The organism is Roseateles flavus (assembly GCF_039872765.1).
Taxonomy (GTDB): domain Bacteria; phylum Pseudomonadota; class Gammaproteobacteria; order Burkholderiales; family Burkholderiaceae_C; genus Roseateles_B; species Roseateles_B flavus.
The window spans coordinates 322,222-342,515 of record NZ_JBDPZC010000003.1 but is presented as its reverse complement, the minus strand read 5'-3'; the positions used below and the strand labels follow the sequence as shown (position 1 = coordinate 342,515).

Annotated in this window: 18 protein-coding genes; 15 read left to right on the top strand and 3 right to left on the bottom strand. The window is 69.5% G+C overall.

Going from position 1 to position 20,294, the window contains the following annotated elements:
* Positions 1-6 precede the first annotated feature (6 nt).
* From ABDJ40_RS09410 to ABDJ40_RS09360, 11 genes are all read left to right on the top strand, one after another.
* Positions 7-1,023 (top strand): branched-chain amino acid ABC transporter permease, encoded by a 1,017-nt coding sequence (locus tag ABDJ40_RS09410; protein WP_347609001.1) that lies wholly within the window; start codon positions 7-9, stop codon positions 1,021-1,023.
* Positions 1,024-1,035: 12 nt separating this feature from the next.
* Positions 1,036-2,343 (top strand): branched-chain amino acid ABC transporter permease, encoded by a 1,308-nt coding sequence (locus ABDJ40_RS09405; RefSeq protein ID WP_347608999.1) that lies wholly within the window; start codon positions 1,036-1,038, stop codon positions 2,341-2,343.
* Positions 2,340-3,143, top strand: a complete 804-nt coding sequence (locus tag ABDJ40_RS09400; protein WP_269629716.1) for an ABC transporter ATP-binding protein — start codon at positions 2,340-2,342, stop codon at positions 3,141-3,143. The genes ABDJ40_RS09405 and ABDJ40_RS09400 overlap by 4 nt, the downstream gene beginning before the upstream one ends.
* Entirely contained in the window at positions 3,140-3,859 is a 720-nt protein-coding gene (locus ABDJ40_RS09395; protein WP_347608997.1) for an ABC transporter ATP-binding protein, read from the top strand. The genes ABDJ40_RS09400 and ABDJ40_RS09395 overlap by 4 nt, the downstream gene beginning before the upstream one ends.
* A 220-nt stretch (positions 3,860-4,079) precedes the next feature.
* The gene (locus ABDJ40_RS09390; protein ID WP_269629714.1) at positions 4,080-4,418 is read left to right on the top strand and encodes a hypothetical protein; all 339 of its coding nucleotides are present in this window, start codon (positions 4,080-4,082) and stop codon (positions 4,416-4,418) included.
* Between the two features lie 213 nt (positions 4,419-4,631).
* The gene (locus tag ABDJ40_RS09385) at positions 4,632-6,740 is read left to right on the top strand and encodes a 3-hydroxyacyl-CoA dehydrogenase NAD-binding domain-containing protein (RefSeq protein ID WP_347608994.1); all 2,109 of its coding nucleotides are present in this window, start codon (positions 4,632-4,634) and stop codon (positions 6,738-6,740) included.
* 220 nt (positions 6,741-6,960) lie between these two features.
* Entirely contained in the window at positions 6,961-8,136 is a 1,176-nt protein-coding gene (locus tag ABDJ40_RS09380) for an acetyl-CoA C-acyltransferase (protein WP_347608992.1), read from the top strand.
* Between the two features lie 84 nt (positions 8,137-8,220).
* The gene (locus tag ABDJ40_RS09375) at positions 8,221-8,637 is read left to right on the top strand and encodes a PaaI family thioesterase (RefSeq protein WP_347608990.1); all 417 of its coding nucleotides are present in this window, start codon (positions 8,221-8,223) and stop codon (positions 8,635-8,637) included.
* Positions 8,638-8,668: 31 nt separating this feature from the next.
* On the top strand, positions 8,669-10,489 hold the full coding sequence (locus tag ABDJ40_RS09370; protein ID WP_430765623.1) for an acyl-CoA dehydrogenase family protein: 1,821 nt from the start codon (positions 8,669-8,671) through the stop codon (positions 10,487-10,489).
* 28 nt (positions 10,490-10,517) lie between these two features.
* Complete coding sequence (locus ABDJ40_RS09365) at positions 10,518-11,309, top strand: SDR family oxidoreductase (RefSeq protein ID WP_347608988.1); 792 nt, start codon at positions 10,518-10,520, stop codon at positions 11,307-11,309.
* 17 nt (positions 11,310-11,326) lie between these two features.
* Positions 11,327-11,788, top strand: a complete 462-nt coding sequence (locus ABDJ40_RS09360) for a PaaI family thioesterase (RefSeq protein WP_347608986.1) — start codon at positions 11,327-11,329, stop codon at positions 11,786-11,788.
* A 42-nt stretch (positions 11,789-11,830) separates the two neighbouring features.
* Here ABDJ40_RS09360 and ABDJ40_RS09355 read toward each other — a convergent pair whose 3' ends face one another.
* From ABDJ40_RS09355 to ABDJ40_RS09345, 3 genes are all read right to left on the bottom strand, one after another.
* Positions 11,831-12,631, bottom strand: a complete 801-nt coding sequence (locus ABDJ40_RS09355) for a substrate-binding periplasmic protein (protein ID WP_347608984.1) — start codon at positions 12,629-12,631, stop codon at positions 11,831-11,833.
* Between the two features lie 221 nt (positions 12,632-12,852).
* Positions 12,853-14,424: a methyl-accepting chemotaxis protein gene (locus ABDJ40_RS09350; protein WP_347608982.1), complete on the bottom strand. Its 1,572-nt coding sequence runs from the start codon at positions 14,422-14,424 to the stop codon at positions 12,853-12,855.
* A 208-nt stretch (positions 14,425-14,632) separates the two neighbouring features.
* Positions 14,633-16,228 (bottom strand): methyl-accepting chemotaxis protein, encoded by a 1,596-nt coding sequence (locus ABDJ40_RS09345; RefSeq protein ID WP_347608980.1) that lies wholly within the window; start codon positions 16,226-16,228, stop codon positions 14,633-14,635.
* Between the two features lie 241 nt (positions 16,229-16,469).
* Here ABDJ40_RS09345 and ABDJ40_RS09340 point away from each other — a divergent pair, with 241 nt between their 5' ends.
* The 4 genes from ABDJ40_RS09340 (at position 16,470) to ABDJ40_RS09325 (ending at position 20,212) form a co-directional block, all read left to right on the top strand.
* Positions 16,470-17,486, top strand: a complete 1,017-nt coding sequence (locus ABDJ40_RS09340; RefSeq protein WP_347608978.1) for an NADP-dependent oxidoreductase — start codon at positions 16,470-16,472, stop codon at positions 17,484-17,486.
* Entirely contained in the window at positions 17,486-17,962 is a 477-nt protein-coding gene (locus ABDJ40_RS09335) for a GNAT family N-acetyltransferase (RefSeq protein WP_269629703.1), read from the top strand. Before ABDJ40_RS09340 ends, ABDJ40_RS09335 begins: the two co-directional genes overlap by 1 nt.
* Positions 17,963-17,966: 4 nt before the next feature.
* Positions 17,967-18,863, top strand: coding sequence for an SDR family oxidoreductase (locus ABDJ40_RS09330; RefSeq protein WP_347608975.1), 897 nt, complete (start codon positions 17,967-17,969; stop codon positions 18,861-18,863).
* A 68-nt stretch (positions 18,864-18,931) separates the two neighbouring features.
* On the top strand, positions 18,932-20,212 hold the full coding sequence (locus ABDJ40_RS09325; RefSeq protein ID WP_347608973.1) for a BaiN/RdsA family NAD(P)/FAD-dependent oxidoreductase: 1,281 nt from the start codon (positions 18,932-18,934) through the stop codon (positions 20,210-20,212).
* Positions 20,213-20,294: the final 82 nt, after the last annotated feature.

The following is a 20,294-nucleotide window of genomic DNA, read 5'->3' as shown; positions in this document are numbered from 1 at the left end:
GGTGATGTGGACCAACTCCTGATCAACCTGCTCAATGGCCTGGCCTCGGGGCTGCTGCTGTTCATGCTCAGCGCAGGCCTGACGCTGATCTTCAGCATGATGGGCGTGCTGAACTTCGCGCATGCCAGCTTCTACATGCTGGGCGCCTACGCGGCCTATGTGCTGGCGGGCTGGCTGGGCTTCTGGCCGGCGCTGCTGCTGGCGCCGCTGGCGGTGGGGCTTCTCGGTGCGCTGTTCGAGCGCACGGCGCTGCGCCGGGTGCACAAGTTCGGCCATGTGCCGGAGCTGCTGATCACCTTCGGCCTGTCCTACGTGATCCTGGAGCTGGTGCAGCTGGTCTTCGGGCGGACCTCGGTGCCCTTCGGCCCGCCGCCGGCGCTGCAGGGCTCGGCCTTCACGCTGTTGAAGGCGGCCGGGCAAGGCCTGACCCTCGTATGGGGCGACGCCACGCCGGCACAGTGCGCGGCAGCGGCCTGCTCCAAGTTCCCGCTGACCCGGGCCTTCATGATGGTGGTGGCCCTGGCGATGCTGGTGGCCTTGTGGGCCCTGTTGACGCGCAGCCGCATCGGGCTCGTGATCCAGGCGGCACTCACCCACCCGGAGATGGCCGAGGCCCTGGGCCACAACGTGCCGCGGGTGCTGATGCTGGTCTTCGGCAGCGGCTGCGCGCTGGCGGCGCTGGCGGGCGTCATCGGGGGCATCACCTTCGTGACCGAGCCGGCCATGGCGGCCATCGTGGGCTCCATCATCTTCGTGGTCGTGGTGGTGGGCGGCGTGGGCTCGCTGGCCGGGGCCTTCGTGGCCTCGCTGCTGATCGGCCTCATCCAGACCCTGCCGCTGACGGTGGACGCCTCGCTGGCCACGCTGGCGCAGCGCGCGGGCCTGGCGGTCACGCCGGCCACGCCGGGCTATCCGCTGCTGAAGCTCTCGCTGGCCCAGGTCGCGCCCATCCTGCCTTACCTGCTGATGGTGCTGATCCTGATCTTCCGGCCCAAGGGCCTGTTCGGCACGCGGGACGACTGAGGGAGCCGGCTGATGAATCAAGTGCGCGCCAGCGCGGCGCATTTCCACTTCAAGCCCTGGAACGTCGGCCGCTGGCTGGTGTGGGGTTGCTATGCCCTGGCGCTGGGCGTGGCGCCGCTGCTGTGGACCAGCAGCCTGGCCCACACCATGCTGTCGCAGATGGGCATCGGCATCATCGCCTGCCTGGCCTACAACCTGCTGCTGGGCCAGGGCGGCATGCTCAGCTTCGGCCATGCGGTCTACAGCGGCCTGGGCGGCTTCCTCGCCATGCACACGCTCAACCAGGTCTCGGCCGGGCAGCTGGCCCTGCCGGTGAGCCTGGTGCCGCTGGCGGGCGGGCTGGCGGGGCTCTTCTTCGCGGCGCTGTTCGGCTATGTGTCGACCAAGAAGTCCGGCACGCCCTTCGCGATGATCACGCTGGGTCTGGGCGAGCTGATCTGGTCCATGTCCCTGATGCTGCCGGAGTTCTTCGGCGGGGAGGGCGGGGTCTCGGGCAACCGCGTGGTGGGCGCGCCGGTGCTGGGCATCAGCTTCGGGCCGCAGATCCAGGTCTACTACCTGATCGCGCTCTACTGCTTCTTCAGCACCGCGGCCCTCTTCGCGCTGACCCGCACGCCGCTGGGCCGCATGCTCAATGCCGTGCGCGACAACCCCGAGCGCGTCGAGTTCATCGGCTACGACACGCGCTGGGTGCGCTTCCTGGCCTTCCTGATCTCGGGCTTCTTCGCGGGCATCGCGGGCGGCCTGGGGGCGCTGAACTTCGAGATCGTCACCGCCGAGGTGGTGGGCGCCGCGCGCTCGGGTGCCTACCTGCTCTTCACTTTCCTGGGCGGCGCGACCTTCTTCTTCGGGCCCATCATCGGCGCGGTGCTGATGGTGCTGGCCGGCGTGCTGCTGTCCGAGCTGACGCAGGCCTGGCTGCTCTACCTGGGCCTCGTGTTCCTCTTCATGGTGATGTATGCGCCGGGCGGCATCGCCGCGCTGATCATGATGAACCTGCGCGTGGCGGCCTTCGGCAAGCTCTCGCGCCTGTGGACGGCCTACCTGGCGCTGGCCGGCACCGGGCTGACCGTGCTGCTGGGCGCCAGCTGCATCGTGGAGATGCTCTACCACCTGCAGCTCAATGCCGCGATGGGGCCGGAGCTGGGCTTCATGGGCGCGCGCATCCGCAGCAACTCGGTCGATGCCTGGTTCGGCGCGGTGCTGGCCATGGTCGTCGGGCTGGGTCTCTTCGAGCTGGCGCGGCGGCGCTTCCGGGCCGAGTGGGACCAGACCCAGGAAGAGATCGAGCAGGACATCAAGCGCCGGGAGAGCCTGTGAGCCAAGCCCCTTCTGACACCGGGACGCCCTACGCGCTGGAGCTGCTGGACCTGCGCAAGCGCTTCGGCCGCAGCGAGATCATCCGCGGCGCGCAGCTGCAGGTGAGGGCGGGCGAGCGCGTGGCGCTGATCGGCCCCAACGGCGCCGGCAAGTCCACGCTCTTCAACCTCATCAGTGGCCGCTTCCCGCCCACGAGCGGCGAGGTGCGCCTGCACGGCCGGCGCATCGACGGCCTGCCGCCCTACAAGATCAACCGCCAGGGCCTGGCGCGCAGCTTCCAGGTCTCCAACCTCTTCTCGCGGCTCTCGGTGTTCGAGAACATCCGCTGCGCCCTGCTGTGGTCCATGGGCTACCGCTACAGCTTCTGGCACTTCCTGGCCGGGCTGGACGGGCTCAACGACCGGGTGGAGGAGCTGCTGGAGCAGATCCAGCTGGACAGGCGCCGCGACGTGCTGGCCATGAACCTGACCTATGCCGAGGCCCGCGCGCTGGAGATCGGCATGACCATCGCCAGCGGGGCCTCGGTGATCCTGCTGGACGAGCCCACCGCGGGCATGAGCAAGAGCGAGACGCAGCGCTTCATCCAGCTGATCCGCCAGGTCACCGAGGGGCGCACCCTGCTGACGGTGGAGCATGACATGGGCGTGGTCTTCGGCCTGGCGGACCGCATCGCGGTGCTGGTCTACGGCGAGGTCATCGCCTTCGACACGCCCGAGGCCGTGCGCGCGGACGCCCGCGTGCAGCAGGCCTACCTGGGCTCCGTCCTGGCCGAGCAGGCCGCAGCGGGAGCGACGGCATGACATCGGAAAAGACAGGGCGCCGCCTGGTGCTCGACAAGGTCCATGCCTTCTACGGCAAGAGCCATGTGCTGCACGGTGTGGACATGGTGGTGGAGCCCGGCGAGATCGTCGCCCTGCTGGGGCGCAACGGCTCGGGCCGCTCCACCACGGCCAAGACCATCATGGGCCTGGTCGACGGCACGGGCTCTGTGCGCTTCGGCGAACAGGAGCTGCTGGGCCGCAAGGCCTTCGAGATCGCGCACGCGGGCATCGGCTACGTGCCCGAGAACCGCGACATCTTCCCGCGCCTCACCGTGCACCAGAACCTGCTGCTGGGCCAGAAGCGCGGGCAGAAGGTGCCGCGCTGGAGCTTCGAGGACATGTACCGCATGTTCCCCCGCCTGCTGGAGCGCCAGCACACCGAGGCCGGCGTGCTCTCGGGCGGCGAGCAGCAGATGCTGACCCTGTGCCGCACGCTGATGGGCGATCCGGACCTCATCCTCATCGACGAGCCCACCGAGGGCCTGGCGCCCATGATCGTGGAGCTGGTGGCCGAGTACCTCAAGGAGCTCAAGCGCCGCGGCATCGCCGTGCTGCTGATCGAGCAGAAGCTGGCCATCGCGCTGGACATCGCCGAGCGCTGCTATGTGATGGGCCACGGCCGCATGGTCTTCGAGGGCAGCCCGGCCGCGCTGCGGGCCAATGCCTACATCCGCAAGGAGTGGCTGGAGGTGTAGGCCCGGCGCGGGACTGCGGCTTCCACACCACAGCGCCCGCGTGAAGGAATCAGCGGCCCCCCCTGGTGCGGGGGCCAGGTCTTGCTTGCCCCTACCTTGAGGATGGTCGGGGTCCCGAGGCAGAGTTACATTCTTTCCAGCCCGGTGGGGCGGCACTCACCGGTTGCCTCCGTTCACCACCGGCGCAGGGGGAATGATGGGGAATCAAGCAACGATGTCGATGTTGATGGCTGCACTGGGCGGCCTGCTGTTCGGGGTCCTGGCAACCTGGTTGTGGGCCTGGCAACGGCAGAAGGCCTTGCAGCATCGCATGGCCCAGCTGGATGCCGCACGCAACCAGCTCGGCCAGCAGAACACGGCCGCCCGCCGCCAGATCGAGCAGCTCCAGAAGGAGCTGTCCGACATTCGCCTGGCTGACGAGCGCGCCCACCACCGGGTCGTGCACCACGAGCCCCTGCCGCAGAGCGGGGACAGCGTCACGCCCGAGCTCCTGCCCGAAGACGAACCCGAACGCCCCAACGACGGCTTTGCGCCGACGCAGCTGCTGAACCGCGGCTGAGTCCGGCCGCGCCGTGCGGCCCGGGGCGCGGGCGGCAGCGCCGCCGGTCTTTCGTGCGCGGCACGCTCAGGGTTCTCCCCCGTTTGTCGCCGCTGGGACAGGACCGGGCCGCAGGGTCTGCCTAGAATCGAACGATCGTTCTATTTCTGCGGCACACATGACACGCTCCAGAGTGGCCGCAGCCCTCCACTGCACAAGGAAGGAAGCCCGCCCATGAGTGCCAGCTACGAGGTTCACGGCGCCGTTGCCGTGATCACCCTGAACAACCCGCCGGTCAACGGCCTGGGTTACGCCACCCGCAAAGCGGTGGCCGAGGGGATCGACCGGGCCGAGGCCGATGCCGCGGTCAAGGCCGTCGTCATCACCGGCGCCGGCAAGGCCTTCTCCGGCGGCGCGGACATCCGCGAGTTCGGCAGCCCCAAGGCCCTGGCCGAGCCCAATCTGCATTCGCTGATCGCCAAGGTCGAGGCCTGCAGCAAGCCCGTCATCGCGGCCATCCACACCGTGTGCATGGGCGGCGGGCTGGAGCTGTCCCTGGGCTGCCATTACCGCGTGGCGGCGCCGGGCGCCAAGATCGCGCTGCCCGAGGTCAAGATCGGCCTGCTGCCCGGCGCGGGCGGCACGCAGCGCCTGCCGCGCGCCCTGGGCGTGGAGCCGGCGCTGAACATGATCGTCAGCGGCGAGGCGGTGGAGAGCCAGCTGCTGGCCATGGTCCCCGGCCAGAAGCTCTTCGACAAGATCACCAGCGGCGAGCTGATGAGCGAGGCCCTGGACTTCGCCGCGACCGTCATTGCCAGGCATGCCGACGGCAGCCCGCTGCCCCGCGTGCGCGACCTCAAGGCCCGCCATGCCGAGCCCGACGCCTACTTCCAGTTCGCCCGCAACATGGTCGCAGCCCAGGCGAAGCACTTCCCCGCACCGCTGCGCTGCCTGGAAGCCGTTGCCGCCTCGGTCTACAAGCCTTTCGATGAAGGCATCAAGGCCGAGCGCGAGGGCTTTGTGGCCCTGATGATGACGCCCGAGAGCAAGGCCCTGCGCCATGCCTTCTTCGCCGAGCGTGCCACCAGCAAGATCCCCGACGTGCCCGAGGACACGCCCCGGCGCGAGATCCGCAAGGTCGCGGTGATCGGTGCCGGCACCATGGGCGGCGGCATCAGCATGAACTTCCTCAACGCCGGCATCCCGGTGGTCATCCTGGAGATGAAGCAGGAAGCCCTGGACCGCGGCCTGGCCACCATCCGCAAGAACTACGAGGGTCAGGTCAAGAAGGGCAAGCTCAAGGAAGACAAGTACCAGCAGCGCATGGCCTTGCTGAGCACCACGCTGAGCTATGCGGACATCGGCGACGCCGACCTCGTCATCGAGGCCGTCTTCGAGGACTTGGGCGTCAAGCAGCAGGTCTTCGAGCAGTTGGATGCCGTGATGAAGCCCGGCGCCATCCTGGCCTCCAACACCTCGACGCTGGACCTGAACAGGATCGCCGCCTTCACGAAGCGCCCGCAGGACGTGATCGGCATGCACTTCTTCAGCCCGGCCAATGTGATGAAGCTGCTGGAGGTCGTGCGTGGCAAGGAGACGGCCAAGGACGTGCTGGCCACGGTGATGGCCCTGGGCAAGACCATCCGCAAGACCTGCGTGGTCTCGGGCGTGTGCGACGGCTTCATCGGCAACCGCATGATCGAGCAGTACAGCCGCCAGGCCGGCTTCCTGCTGGAGGAGGGCTGCACGCCGCAGCAGGTGGACAAGGCGGTCGAGAAGTTCGGCTTCGCCATGGGCCCCTTCCGCATGGGCGACCTCGCCGGCAACGACGTGGGCTGGTATATCCGCAAGCGGCGCTACCAGGAGAAGCCGCATCTGCGCTACTCGAAGACGGCCGACCTGCTCTGCGAGATGGGCCGCTTCGGCCAGAAGACGGGCGCCGGCTGGTACGACTACGCCGCCGGCAAGCGAGACGCCGTCCCCTCGGCCGTCGTGGTCGAGATGATCGAGAAGCACCGTGCCGCGCAGGGCATCACGCCTCGCAAGATCAGCGACGAGGAGATCGTGCAGCGCCTCGTCTTCTCGCTGGTCAACGAAGCCGCCCACATCCTGGAAGAGGGCATCGCGCTGCGCGCCTCGGACATCGACATGGTCTACCTCACCGGCTACGGCTTCCCGCTGTGGCGCGGCGGCCCTATGTGCTATGCCGACACGGTGGGCCTCTACAACGTGGTCGAGGCCATGAAGCGCTTCGCCCGCAACCCGCTGGACGACGCCAGCTTCTGGCAGCCGGCGCCGCTGATCCAGCGCCTCGTTGCCGAAGGCAAGGGATTCACGGATTGATGACCCACCCCCTGCTGGCTTCGCCAGCCCCCTCAAGGGGGCCGAGCCCGGACTGGGTGGGTCCAGCGGACCCGCCCAGCCTGGCGAGGAGTCGGACCCGCAGGTCCGACGCGGCCTGCAAGGCCATCCCCAGGCCCGGCAGAGCCGGATCCTCGGGCGCCGCTGGGATTGGGTTGAGGTTTGCGGCGGGTTGTTCTCGCCTCATCGCGGAGAGTTTTTCATGAGCCAAGCACTGATTGTTTCCACCGCCCGCACCCCGCTCAGCAAGAGCTGGAAGGGTGCCTTCAACATGACCCACGGCGCCACCCTGGGCGGCCATGTGGTCAAGGCCGCCGTCGAGCGGGCCGGCGTGGCGCCGGACGCCATCGAGGACGTGCTGATGGGCTGCGCCTTCCCCGAAGGCGGCACGGGCAACAACATCGCGCGACAGATCGCCCTGCGTGCCGGCCTGCCCGTCAGCGTGGCGGGCATGACCGTCAACCGCTTCTGCTCCAGCGGCCTGCAGACCATCGCCATGGCCGCGCAGCGCATCATGGCTGGCGAGGGCGATGCCTACGTGGCCGGCGGCGTGGAGAGCATCTCCTGCGTGCAGCAGGAAATGAACAAGCACATGATCACGGAGCGCTGGCTGATGAAGCACAAGCCCGAGATCTACTGGACCATGCTGCAGACCGCCGAGAACGTGGCCCAGCGCTACGGCATCTCGCGCGAGCGCCAGGACCACTACGGCGCCGCCAGCCAGCAGAAAGCCTGCGCCGCGCAGGCGGCCGGCCTCTTCGCCGAGGAGATCGCGCCCATCACCGTCACCGCGGGCGTGGTGGACAAGGTCCAGGGCCTGGTCACCCGCGAAGTGAGCGTCAGCGTGGACGAAGGCCTGCGCGAGGGCACGACCTACGAGGGCATCAAGGACCTGCGCAGCGCGCTGCCCGGCGGCGTGGTGAGCGCGGGCAATGCCAGCCAGTTCTCTGACGGCGCCGGCGCCTGCGTGCTCGTCAGCGAGCGCTATGCCCAGCAGCAAGGGTTGAAGCCCCTGGGCCGCTTCCTCGGCTTTGCGGTGGCCGGCTGCGAGCCCGATGAAATGGGCATCGGCCCCGTCTTCGCCATCCCCAAGGTGCTCAAGCGCCTGGGCCTGGGCGTGGATGACATCGACCTCTGGGAGCTCAACGAGGCCTTCGCCGTGCAGGTGCTCTACTGCGCCGACACCCTGGGCATCCCCCTGGACCGCCTGAATGTCAATGGCGGCGCCATTGCCGTGGGCCATCCCTACGGCATGTCGGGCCAGCGCCTGACCGGCCACGCGCTGCTGGAAGGCCGCCGCCGCGGCGCCAAGCGGGTGTGCGTGACGATGTGCATCGGCGGTGGCATGGGCGCGGCCGGCGTGTTCGAAGTCCTCTGATCCGAGCCCTGAGGGCGGCGCCGTGCCGGTGCCGCCCTTTATTGACCTGACCGCGCTGCGGCCCAGCCTGCAGCAGGAGACGCCATGGAACTGGACCTCGCCACGCTTCAGGGCTTCATCGCCCGTTCCCCCTTCATGGTTGAGCTGGGCGTGCAGGCCGTGGCCGTGGAGCCCGGCCGCGTGCGCACGCGCCTGCCCATTCGCGAAGGCCTGCGCCAGCACACGGGCCTGGTGCATGCGGGCGTGCTGGCCTCGCTGGCCGACCACAGCATGGGCTCGGCCGCCCAGACGCAGGCGCCGCCCGGGCAGTGGATTCTCACGGCCGAGCTCAAGACGAGCCTGCTGCGCGGCGCCCGCGGCCAGCAGCTGGAGTGCGAGGCCTGGGTCCTCAAGGCCGGGCGCACGCTCAGCTTCACCGAGGCCGAGGTCCATGCCGTGGACGGCGAGACCCGCACGCTGGTGATGAAGGCCTCGGCCACCATGGCACTCACGCCCGCCTGAGCGCGGGCCCCATCGACTGCTGGAGATCGCCATGCGCGACACCCTCGACTTCCTGCTCTACGGCTGGCTCCAATCCGAATCGCTGAACCAGCGCGAGCGCTTTGCCGACCACAGCCGCGAGACCTTCGACGCCGTGCTGGACACCTGCGAGCGCATCGCCCGCGAGAAGTTCGCGCCCGTCAACCGCCTGCTCGACACCCAGGAGCCGCACTTCGACGGCGAGCGTGTGCACCTGCCCCAGGCCACGCGCGAGGCGCTGGATGCCTACGTCGAGTCGGGCATGCTCAGCGCCGCCCAGGACTACGAGAACGGCGGCATGCAGCTGCCCTGCACGGTGGAGATGGCGGCCAATGCTTTCTTCAGCAAGGCCTGCATCGCACTGGGCGGCTACGCCATGCTCACCAACGGCAATGCCAATCTGCTGATGGCGCACGGCACGCCGCGGCAGCGCGAGGTCTTCGCCAAGGCCGAGTTCGAGGGGCGCTGGTTCGGCACCATGTGCCTCTCCGAACCGCAGGCGGGCTCCTCGCTGTCCGACGTGGCCACGCGGGCCGAGCCCGACGGCGCCGATTCTGAAAACGACCCCCTCGGCCCGCGCTACCGCCTGCGCGGCCACAAGATGTGGATCTCCGCCGGCGAGCACGAACTGCGCGAGAACATCGTCCACCTCGTGCTGGCCAAGATCCCCGGCCCGGATGGCAAGCCGGTGCCCGGGGTGCGCGGCATCTCGCTGTTCATCGTGCCCAAGTGGCTGGTGGACGCCGAGGGTCAGCTCACGGGGGAACGCAACGACGTGGTGCTGGCCGGCCTCAACCACAAGCTGGGCTACCGCGGCACCACCAACTGCCTGCTGAACTTCGGCGAGGGCCGGCATCAGCCGGGCGGGCAGGGCGGGGCCATCGGCTATCGCGTGGGCGCGCCCGGTGAGGGGCTCAAGGCCATGTTCCACATGATGAACGAGGCCCGCATCGGCGTGGGCCTGGGCGCCACCATGCTGGGCTATGCGGGCTACGAGGCCAGCCTGGCCTATGCCCGCCAGCGGCCGCAGGGCCGGCCGCTGACGGCCACGGGCAAGGACGCCGCCTCGCCCCAGCGGCCCATCATCGAGCACGCCGACGTCAAGCGCATGTTGCTGGCGCAGAAGAGCTATGTGGAAGGGGCGCTGGCCCTGGAGCTGTTCTGCGCCCGCCTGGTCGACGAGCAGCACACGGCCGAGGCCGAGGCCGCAGGCCGTGCGCGCCTGCTGCTGGAGGTGCTGATCCCCATCGCCAAGAGCTGGCCCAGCGAGTGGTGCCTGGAGGCCAACTCCCTGGCCATCCAGGTGCTGGGAGGCTATGGCTACACGCGGGACTTTCCCGTCGAGCAGCACTGGCGCGACAACCGCCTCAACATGATCCACGAGGGCACGCACGGCATCCAGGCCCTGGACCTGCTCGGCCGCAAGGTGGTGATGGAAGGCGGCGCGGCGCTGATGGCGCTGGCCCGGCGCATCAACGAGACGATCAGCGCGGCAGGTCAGGTGCCAGGTCTTGCCGAGGCCGCCAACCAGCTGGCTCAGGCCCTGGCACAGGTGGGCGCCGCGACCAAGGCGGCGTGGGCCACCGGCGAGCCCGAGGCCGCGCTGGCCAATGCCACGCCCTATCTGCAGGCCTTTGGCCACACGGTCCTGGCCTGGATCTGGCTGGACGTGGTGCTGGCCCTGGCACCGGACGACACCCGTGACTTCGCCCAGGGCAAGCGGGCCGCCCAGGCCTATTTCTTCGCCTACGAGCTGCCACGCATTGCCGCCTGGCTGGCCGTGGTGCAGCGCCGCGAAGCGCTGTGCCGCGAGATGCAGGACGCCTGGTTCTGACCTCTCAGGAAATTCAAAGGAGACTCCCATGAGCACCAAGGTGCAGGACTTGTTCGACCTCAGCGGCCAGGTGGCCCTGGTCACCGGCGGCTCGCGCGGCCTGGGGCTGCAGATCGCCGAAAGCCTGGGCGAGGCGGGCGCGAAGATCATGCTCAGCTCGCGCAAGGCCGCTGACCTGGAGGAGGCCGTGGCCCAGCTGCAGGCGCGGGGCATCGATGCCCGCTGGATCGCCGCCGATGCCGCGGATGAAACCCAGGCCCGCGGCATCGTCGAGCAGACGATGGAACGCCTCGGTCAGATCGACATCCTCGTCAACAACGCCGGCGCCACCTGGGGCGCACCGGCCGAGGACCATCCGCTGGAGGCCTGGGACAAGGTGATGAACCTCAACATCCGCAGCCTCTTCGTGATGAGCCAGGCCGCGGCGCAGGCCAGCATGATCCCGCGGCGCCACGGCCGCATCATCAATGTGGCCTCCATCGCCGGCCTGGGCGGCAACCCGGCGATGATGAAGACCATCGCCTACAACACCAGCAAGGGCGCGGCCGTGAACTTCACCCGCGCGCTGGCCGGCGAGTGGGGCCGCTACGGCATCACGGTGAACGCGCTGGCGCCGGGCTTCTTCCCCAGCAAGATGACGCAGGGCCTGCTCGCGGCCATGGGCGAGGACAAGATCGCCGAGGCCGCGCCCTTGCGCCGCCTGGGCGACGAGGACGACCTCAAGGGCGCGGCCCTGCTGTTCGCCTCCCGCGCCGGCAAGCACATCACGGGGCAGGTGCTGGCGGTGGACGGCGGTGTGTCAGCTATCCACGGTGCCTGAGGCCCTAGACTGACGCCATGAAACGCACGCCGCCCCTGTCTTTCCCCGTCCGCATCCCCTTCGTCGAGCAGCTGGGCTTCGAGCTGCACAGCCTGGGCGACGGCCGCGCGGAGCTGCGGGTGGACATCCGCGAGGGCCATCTCAACTCCTGGGAGGTGGCCCATGGCGGCGTGCTGATGAGCCTGCTGGACGTGGCCATGGCTCATGCCGCCCGCAGCATCCACATGCACCAGGAAGGCATGGGCCCCGGCGTGGTCACCATCGAGATGAAGACCAGCTTCATGCGCCCCGCCGAGGGTGAGCTGCGCGCCCAGGGCGAGCTGCTGCATCACACCGCCACCATGGCCTTCTGCGAGGGGCGGGTGCTGGGTGAGGACGGTCGGCTCTGTGCGCACGCCACCGCCACCTTCAAGTACCTGAGGGCCTTGCCGGGGCAGGGGCGCCAGCTCAAGTCCCTGCAGCGCCGCGAGGCGGACTGAGAGAGGGGCCGGGTCCACGCAGGGCCCGGCGCGCGGCGGCCTTCAATGCTCTGGCGCAGGCAGGGCCATGTCCGGCCAGGGCGATTTCAGTGCCAGCACCCGGCGGCGCTCGATGGCGGCGCGGGCCCAGTCCCGGCCCTGGTGCTGGTCCAGCAGCCGGCGGAAGCTGCCGTCCTGCTGGGCGAGCTGCAGCCCGCGTTGCAGGCGCTGCAGCAGCGGCTGCCGGTCACGGCGCGCCATGAAGTAGACGGGCCAGGCGTAGTGCAGGGCCAGGTGCGGCTCCACCATGAGCTGGTCATTGCCGCCGAAGCTGGCCAGCTCCGCGTAGGCCTCGGAGACGCCGCGCTGCAGGTAGTCGAAGCGCCGGGCGCGCAGCATGGCCAGCAGGGCCTCGGTGCCCGGGCCGGCGACCACGGGCAGGCCGTTGGCCTCGAACACGGCCAGGTCGGCCCACTGGCGGCCAAAGCCGCCCGTCAGCTTGCCCAGCTGCGCCAGGGTCTGGATGCGGGCGAAGCGCGGCGCGTCCTCCTTGCGGATCAGCAGCAGGCGGTAGCCCAGGCGGCCGGCGTGCAGGTCGATGGGCAGGACGGCAAACTCCGCCAGCCGTGCCGGGCTGGGCGGCAGATAGACCAGGTCCACCTCGCCGCTGCGCAGCAGCTCCAGGCAGCGCTCCTGCGAGGGATCTGCCCCCTGGCCATGGCGGATGAGGGTGAAGGACTCGCCGCGTTGCGCGGTCTTCTCCATCAGGAGTCGGGTCAGGGCGAGCCGGTAGTCGTAGCGGGGCGACTCGGTCTGGCACAGGCGCAGCTGCTGGGCCTGGGCCTGCAAGAGGGCCAGGCCCAAGAGCAAGGCCAGCCCCTGACGCAGGAGGCGGCACCGAGTCAGGGCAGGGAGCAACACGGCCGGCAGTCTATGCCAGGGCCGCGGCTCCTGCCGGTTTGGGAACCGATTGCACCGCCCGAAAAACCCAGTCCATTCGTGACCAATGCCGCGCCCGGGGCCTTGTGTGCAGGACGCGCCAGCCCCGTCCAGGGCCGGTGGGGGCCGTGCCATCGCAGGCCTCCTCAGCGCGGCGCCGCTCCCAGCTGGAGACGGAAGAAGGCGACCACTTCCAGCAGCCGGGCGGACTGGTTGCGCAGGCTCTCGGCAGCGGCGGCGCTTTCCTCGACGAGCGCCGCGTTCTGCTGGGTGACCCGGTCCATGGCGCTCACGGCCTCGCCGACCTGCCCGATGCCGGTGCTCTGCTCACGGCTGGCGGCGCTGATCTCGCCCACGATGTCAGTCACGCGGTGGATCGCCTTCACCACTTCGTCCATGGTGCTGCCGGCCCGGTCGACCAGCTGGGTGCCCTGCTCGACGCGCGCCGCGCTGTCGCCGATCAGTGACTTGATCTCCTTGGCTGCCTCGGCGCTGCGCTGGGCCAGGATGCGGACCTCTCCCGCCACCACGGCGAAGCCGCGACCCTGCTCGCCGGCGCGAGCCGCCTCGACGGCCGCGTTCAAGGCGAGGATGTTGGTCTGGAAGGCAATGCTGTCGATGACGCCGGTGATGTCGGCAATGCGGCGCGAACCCTCGTTGATGCTCCTCATGGTCTCGACGACCTCGGCCACGACACCCCCGCCGCGCCGGGCCACCTCCGAGGCCTGCAGGGCCATTTGATTGGCCTGCTGCGCGTTGTCGGCGTTGTTGCGCACGGTGGAGCCCAGCTGGTCCATGGTGGCGGCGGTCTGCTGCAGGGCGCTGGCCTGCTCCTCGGTGCGCTGGCTCAGGTCTGCATTGCCATGGGCGATCTGCTCGCTGCCCGTGGCCACGCTCTCCGCGTTGGATCGCACGGTATGGACGATGCCGGCCAGGGCGTCCTGCATGTGCTGCATGGAGCGCATCACGGCGGAGAACTCATCCGCTTGCGTGTCTTGCACGGGCTGGGTGAAGTCGCCGTCGCGCAGGCGGTTGGCCACGGCATTGAGGGCATGGACGCGCTGTCGAAGGGCGCGGGCCAGGTAGGCGGTCGTGGCCATCAGGGCCAGGACCGCCGCCACCGCCACGAAGCCGAACTCGAGGCGGGCATTGCCGGCCTGACTCTTCACCAGCTGCAGCTCCTCCTGCAGGCGAGACTCCTGGTACTTGACGTTGTCGGCGATCTCATGGAGCAGGGCGTTGCGCGCTGGAATGGTCTGGTCCACCAGGAAGGCAAAGGCCTCGCTCATCTGTCCGGCCTCGATCAGCGCGAGGTTCTTCTGCTCGACCTCCGCGAAAGCCTGGACCTTCTGTTGAACGGGGCGGAAGCGTTGGCGCCCGGTCTCGGTATGCAGGGCCTTCTCGTAGGCGCCCAGCTGCTCGGTGATGGCCTCCTTGAGCCGCTTGATGTCCTGCAGCGTCGTGTCACGCTCCTGCGGCGTGCGGGACAGCATGGCGTGACGCAGCTGGAGGGACAGGCGCGTCACTTCCAGCTGGGCCAGGGCCATGCGCTGAAGCTGAGGAAACCTGGAGGACTCGGCCGCGTGAGCAGCCTCTTGCAGGGTGACCAGCTGCCGAGAGGTGTACACGGCGGCGCCGATGAGGATCAGCGCCAGGGTTGCGGCCATGATCAGCAGGCGGCCGATCAGACCAAGGCGAGGGTTTCCGGTCAGCGACATGGTGCTTCCTTCTGGGCTGGCAGGGCAGGACGAATGCGGTGGACGGTCGCGGCCGGCAAGGCAGCCGGGCGTTGGCTCCTGGGCATTCCAGGAGAGTGCAATCGTTATCAATCTGAACCGAACATGCAAGCGAATGTGACACGTTTCGAAGCGGCCGAGCCCCCCGGTCCGGCCTGATTCAGCCGCGGAAGAGGGACTTGTTCACGATTCAAATCCCCCGCCGGCGGGCCTGCGCGGCCTGCATTCCGGCACCGCCGGCCTGCAGCCGGAAGAAGGCCACCACGTCCAGCAACTGGGCCGACTGGCCGCGCAGGCTCTCCGCGGCCGCGGCGCTTTGCTCGACCAGGGCCGCGTTCTGCTGGGTGACCCGGTCCATCTGCGTCACCGCCTCGCTGACCTGGCTGATGCCCGTGCTCTGCTCGCGGCTGGCCGCACTGATCTCGCCCACGATGTCGGTGACGCGGCTGATGGCCTGGACCACCTCGCCCATGGTCGACCCGGCGTGGTCCACCAGCTGCGTGCCGTGCTCGACGCGCTCCACGCTGGTCGTGATCAGGGACTTGATCTCCCGCGCCGCCTCGGCGCTGCGCTGGGCCAGGGTGCGCACCTCGCCTGCCACCACCGCGAAGCCGCGGCCCTGCTCGCCGGCCCGAGCGGCCTCCACCGCCGCGTTCAGGGCGAGGATGTTGGTCTGGAAGGCGATGCCGTCGATCACGCCGATGATGTCGGCGATGCGGCGCGAGCTCTCGTGGATGCCCTTCATGGTCTCCACCACCTCGGACACCACGCCGCCGCCCCGCTGCGCCACCTCGGACGCATTGACGGCCAGCTGGTTGGCCTGCTGCGCGCTGTCGGCGTTGTGGCGCACGGTGGAGCCGAGCTGGTCCATGGTGGCGGCCGTCTGCTGCAGGGCGCTGGCCTGTTCTTCGGTGCGCTGGCTGAGATCGGAGTTGCCCGAGGCGATCTGGGAGCTGCCGGTGGCCACGCTCTCGGCGTTGGCACGCACGGTATGCACGACGCCCAGCAGCTTGCTGCGCATGTCCTCCAGGGCAGCGGTGAGCTGGGCGACTTCGTCCCGGCCCTGGGCGTCCAGGCGCACGGTCATGTCGCCCTCGCTCATGGCGCGGGCCGCGACCACCGCCCGCTGCAGCCCGCGGCTCACCTGGCCGGCCAGCAGGAGGGCCAGCAGCACGGCACCGCCCAGACTCAGGACGATCAGGATGGCGATGATGTTGCGGCTGCGGGCATAGTCGGCCATGCCCTGCTGGGCCAGCTGGTCGGCGTAGTCCTCCTTGAGGCGGCTGAGCAGCTTGAGCTGGTCGTCGACGGCGTTGAAGGTGGGCACATAGGTCTCGTACAGGTACTGCTGGGCCGCTTCCGGATCCGCACCCTCGGCCAGCTTGCCTTCCAGGGTGGCCAGGGTGGCCTCCCAGGGCTGCATCAGGGCCTTCAACCGGGCGATCTCGGCCTGGCCGCGCTCGGTGACGTAATGCGGCAGCGCCTTGTCGAGGTCAGCCTTCATGGCCCGGACGTTGGCCTTCACCGTCTGGCGGGCCGCCTCGCGCTTCTCGGGCGTGGGGGCCAGCAGCACGTTGCGCACGTCTCGGGCGAGCAGGACCAGATCCTTGTTGGCGTCCTTGATGCTGGAGATGGCCATCAGCTCCTGCGTGTACATGGTCCGGCCGTTCTCGGCCACGGTGCCCAGGGCGCGCAGCCCGACGAGGCCCACCACCGCGGCGAGCAGGGCCATGGCCAGCATGGCACCCAGAAGGCGGGTGCCGATCTTGAAATTCGTGAACTGCATGGTCTCTCCAGCGCAGACGCCTTTTGCGACCCCTGTCGCATAGGCCCGGCGCTTTGTTTCCTCGGTACTTCCCTGATGGCTGGAATCCATTGCAAGCAAGCTTCCTGCGAATAGAGGCGAACGACCGTTCGTTTTTGTCGCCACTGAGACGAGTGTCACGAATGGGCCATGATTCAATCTCTGCCATGAGGGCCTGAACCTGGCCCGTCCAACCGACACAGCTAGCGACAAAGAGGAAGCCATGAGCATCAACCGCCAAATCCACCTGGTGTCCCGCCCCACGGGCGAGCCGACGGTCGACAACTTCCGCCTGGTCGAGGCCCCGCTGCCCGCCGTGCAGGAAGGCCAGGTGCTGGTCCGCAACCACTACCTGAGCCTCGACCCCTATATGCGCGGCCGCATGAGCGACGCCAAGAGCTACGCCGATCCGCAGCCCCTGGACCAGGTCATGATGGGCGGCACCGTGGGCGAGGTGGTGGAGTCTCGCAACCCGGCCTTCAAGGCGGGGGACCAGGTGGTGGGCATGGGCGGGTGGCAGGAGTACCAGCTGGTCGACGCCAGCCAGCGCGGGGTGCTGCAGAAGGTCGACACCACCCACATTCCGCTCGCCGCCTACCTGGGCGCCGTGGGCATGCCCGGCGTGACGGCCTGGTACGGCCTGACCCAGATCATCAATCCCAAGGCCGGCGAGACCGTGGTGGTGAGCGCCGCCAGCGGCGCCGTGGGTGGCGCCGTGGGCCAGCTGGCCAAGGCGCGTGGCGCGCGCGCCGTGGGCATTGCCGGTGGCCCGGACAAGTGCCGCTATGTGGTTGAGGAACTGGGCTTCGACGCCTGCATCGACTACAAGGAGCACCGTGAGCTGAAGTCGCTCCTGGCGGCCCTCAAGCAGGCCTGCCCGCAAGGCATCGACGGCCACTTCGAGAACGTGGGCGGCATGATCCTGGACGCCGTGATGATGCGCGCCAACGCCTTCAGCCGCATCGCCATGTGCGGCATGATCTCCGGCTACAACGGCGAGCCCATCCCGATGATGGCGCCCCAGCTGATCCTGGTGAACCGCATGAAGATCGAGGGCTTCATCGTCTCCGAGCACATGCAGCTGTGGCCCGAGGCCCTGAAGGAGCTGGGCATGATGGTCGCCACTGGCAAGCTCAAGTACCGCGAATCCATTGCCGACGGCCTGGCCGCCGCGCCCGAGGCCTTCCTGGGCCTGCTCAAGGGCCGCAACTTCGGCAAGCAGCTGGTGAAGCTCGTCTGATGGGCCCGCTCTTCTGGTCCTGCCTGCCCCTGCAGGCCCTGGACGCCGAGGGCGTCTACGAGATGCTGGCGCTGCGCAACGAGGTCTTCGTCGTCGAGCAGCGCTGCCTCTACCAGGACACCGACGGCCGCGACCGCGACTGCCTGCACGTCATGGGCCGGGACGCCACCGGGCGCCTGCTGGCCTATGCCCGCCTGCTGCCGCCCGGGCTGAAGGGGCCGCAGCAGCAGCGCGCCGCCATCGGCCGTGTGCTGACCTCGCCGGCCCTGCGCGGCCAGGGGCAGGGCCGGCCGCTGGTGCGCCAGGCCCTGCGCGAGTGCGAGCAGCGCTGGCCGGGCGTCGGGCAGGAGCTCAGCGCCCAGGCCCATCTGCAGGACTTCTACGCCAGCCTGGGTTTCCGCGCCGTCTCTCCGGTCTATGACGAAGACGGCATTCCCCATATCGACATGTGCCGCGACCCGGCACCCGCGGAGTGAAACGATGAAGCAGTACCAGGGCCGCACGGCCGTGATCACCGGCGCCGCCTCGGGCTTCGGCCTGGAGGTCGCCCGCCTGGCCGCGCAGCGCGGCATGAACCTCGTGCTCTGCGATGTGCAGGCCGATGCCATGGCGCGGCTGGAGGCCGAGTTCGGCGCCCATCCCTTGCTGCTGCGCCAGGTGGACGTGGCCAAGGCCGACCAGATGGAGGCCCTGGCCGAAGCCGTGAAGGCGCGCTTTGGCGCCCCGCACTTCGTCTTCAACAACGCCGGCGTGGGCTCGGGCGGGCTGATCTGGGAGAACAGCCTGTCCGACTGGGAATGGGTGCTGGGCGTCAACCTGATGGGCGTCGTGCATGGCGTGCGCCTGTTCACGCCCATGATGCTGGCCGCGGCCGAGGCCGACCCCTCGTGGGAGGGCCACATCGTCAACACCGCCTCCATGGCCGGCATGCTCAATCCGCCGAACATGGGTGTCTACAACGTCAGCAAGCACGCGGTGGTGAGCCTCAGCGAGACGCTCTATCAAGACCTGACCCTGGTGACGGATCAGATCCGCTGCTCGGTGCTGTGCCCCTACTTCGTGCCCACCGGCATCTCCCAGAGCCACCGCAACCGCACGCCGGACCATCCCATGGACAAGCCCAGCAAGAGCCAGCTGGTGTCCCAGGCCATGACTGACAAGGCGGTGAACGCCGGCAAGATCACCGCGGCCGACGTGGCGGCCCTGGTCTTCCAGGCCATGGACGAGAGCCGCTTCTACGTCTTCAGCCACCCGCAGGTGCTGGGCGGGGTGCAGACGCGCCTGGAGGACGTGATGCAGCAGCGCAATCCCACCGACCCCTTCGCGGACAAGCCGGCGCTGCGCGAGCAACTGGTGGCGGCACTGCGCAAGTCCTGAAGCAGGGCAGGGGCGGGGTGCCTGGCTACTTCTGGCACACTGCCGGCCCCGTCCGCTGAAGTCCCGCCATGTCCTCCAACTCTTCCCTCCCTGCACAAGCCCTGGTCATCGGCGGAGGTCCCGCGGGCCTGATGGCGGCCGAGCGCCTGGCCGCGGCGGGCCTGCGTGTCGACCTCTACGACGCCATGCCCTCCGTGGGCCGCAAGTTCCTGCTGGCCGGCAAGGGCGGGCTCAACCTCACGCACTCCGAGGAGCGCGAGGCCTTCGAGCAGCGCTTCGCCGAGCGCGCGCAGGCTCTGCGGCCCTGGCTGGACCGCCTCGACGGACCGGCCCTGCGCCAGTGGGCGGCGGGCCTGGGCATCGAGACCTTCGTGGGCAGCTCGGGCCGCGTCTTCCCGACCGACATGAAGGCCGCGCCGCTGCTGCGCGCCTGGTTGCAGCGCCTGCGCGCCGCGGGCGTGCGCTTCCACATGCGCCATCGCTGGCTGGGCTGGGCGGCGGAAGGCGCGCTGCGCTTTGCCGCGCCCGAGGGCGAGCGCACCGTGCCAGCGCCCGCGGCGCTGGTGCTGGCCCTGGGCGGCGCGTCCTGGCCGCAGCTGGGCTCCAACGGGGCCTGGCAGGGCCCGCTGGCCGAGGCGGGGGCCGAGATCGCCCCGCTGCGCGCCGCCAACTGCGGTTTCGACCTGGGTCCGCGCCGCGAGGGTGCGGCCGAGGCGGGCTGGTCCGCCTTCTTCGTCGAGCGCTGGGCGGGTCAGCCGGTGAAGCCGGTGCGGCTCGTCTTCGAGGGCCGCAGCGGCCGCCGCTTCGAGCGCCAGGGTGAATTCGTGGTCACGGCCCGCGGCATCGAGGGCTCCCTGGTCTATGCGGCTTCGGCCCTGCTGCGCGACGAGATCGCTGAGTTCGGCGAGGCCCTGCTGCACCTGGACCTGCTGCCCAACCATGACGAGGCCCAGGTGCTGGCCGAGGTGCGCCGGCCGCGCGGCCCGCGCTCGCTCTCCACGCACCTCAAGAGCCGTCTGGGCATCGAGGGCCTCAAGGCGGCGCTGCTGTACGAGGTGCTGGACAAGGCCGAGATCCAGGACACCGAGCGCCTGGCCCGCACCCTCAAGCGCCTCCCGCTGCGCCTGGCGGCAGCACGTCCCGTGGCCGAGGCCATCAGCACGGCCGGCGGCGTGCGCCTGGAGTGCCTGGACGAGCACCTGATGCTGTGCCAGCGCCCCGGCGTCTTCTGCGCCGGCGAAATGCTGGACTGGGAGGCGCCCACCGGCGGCTACCTGCTGACGGCCAGCATGGCCAGCGGCTGGGTGGCAGGCGAGGGCGCGGCAGCCTACGCGAAGCGCCAGGCCTGACGCGGCACTGAAACCAGCGGAAACGCGCCCGCGCGGGGCCTGTGGCACACTCGCGCGCTTTCAGCATTTCCCTCTCCAGACG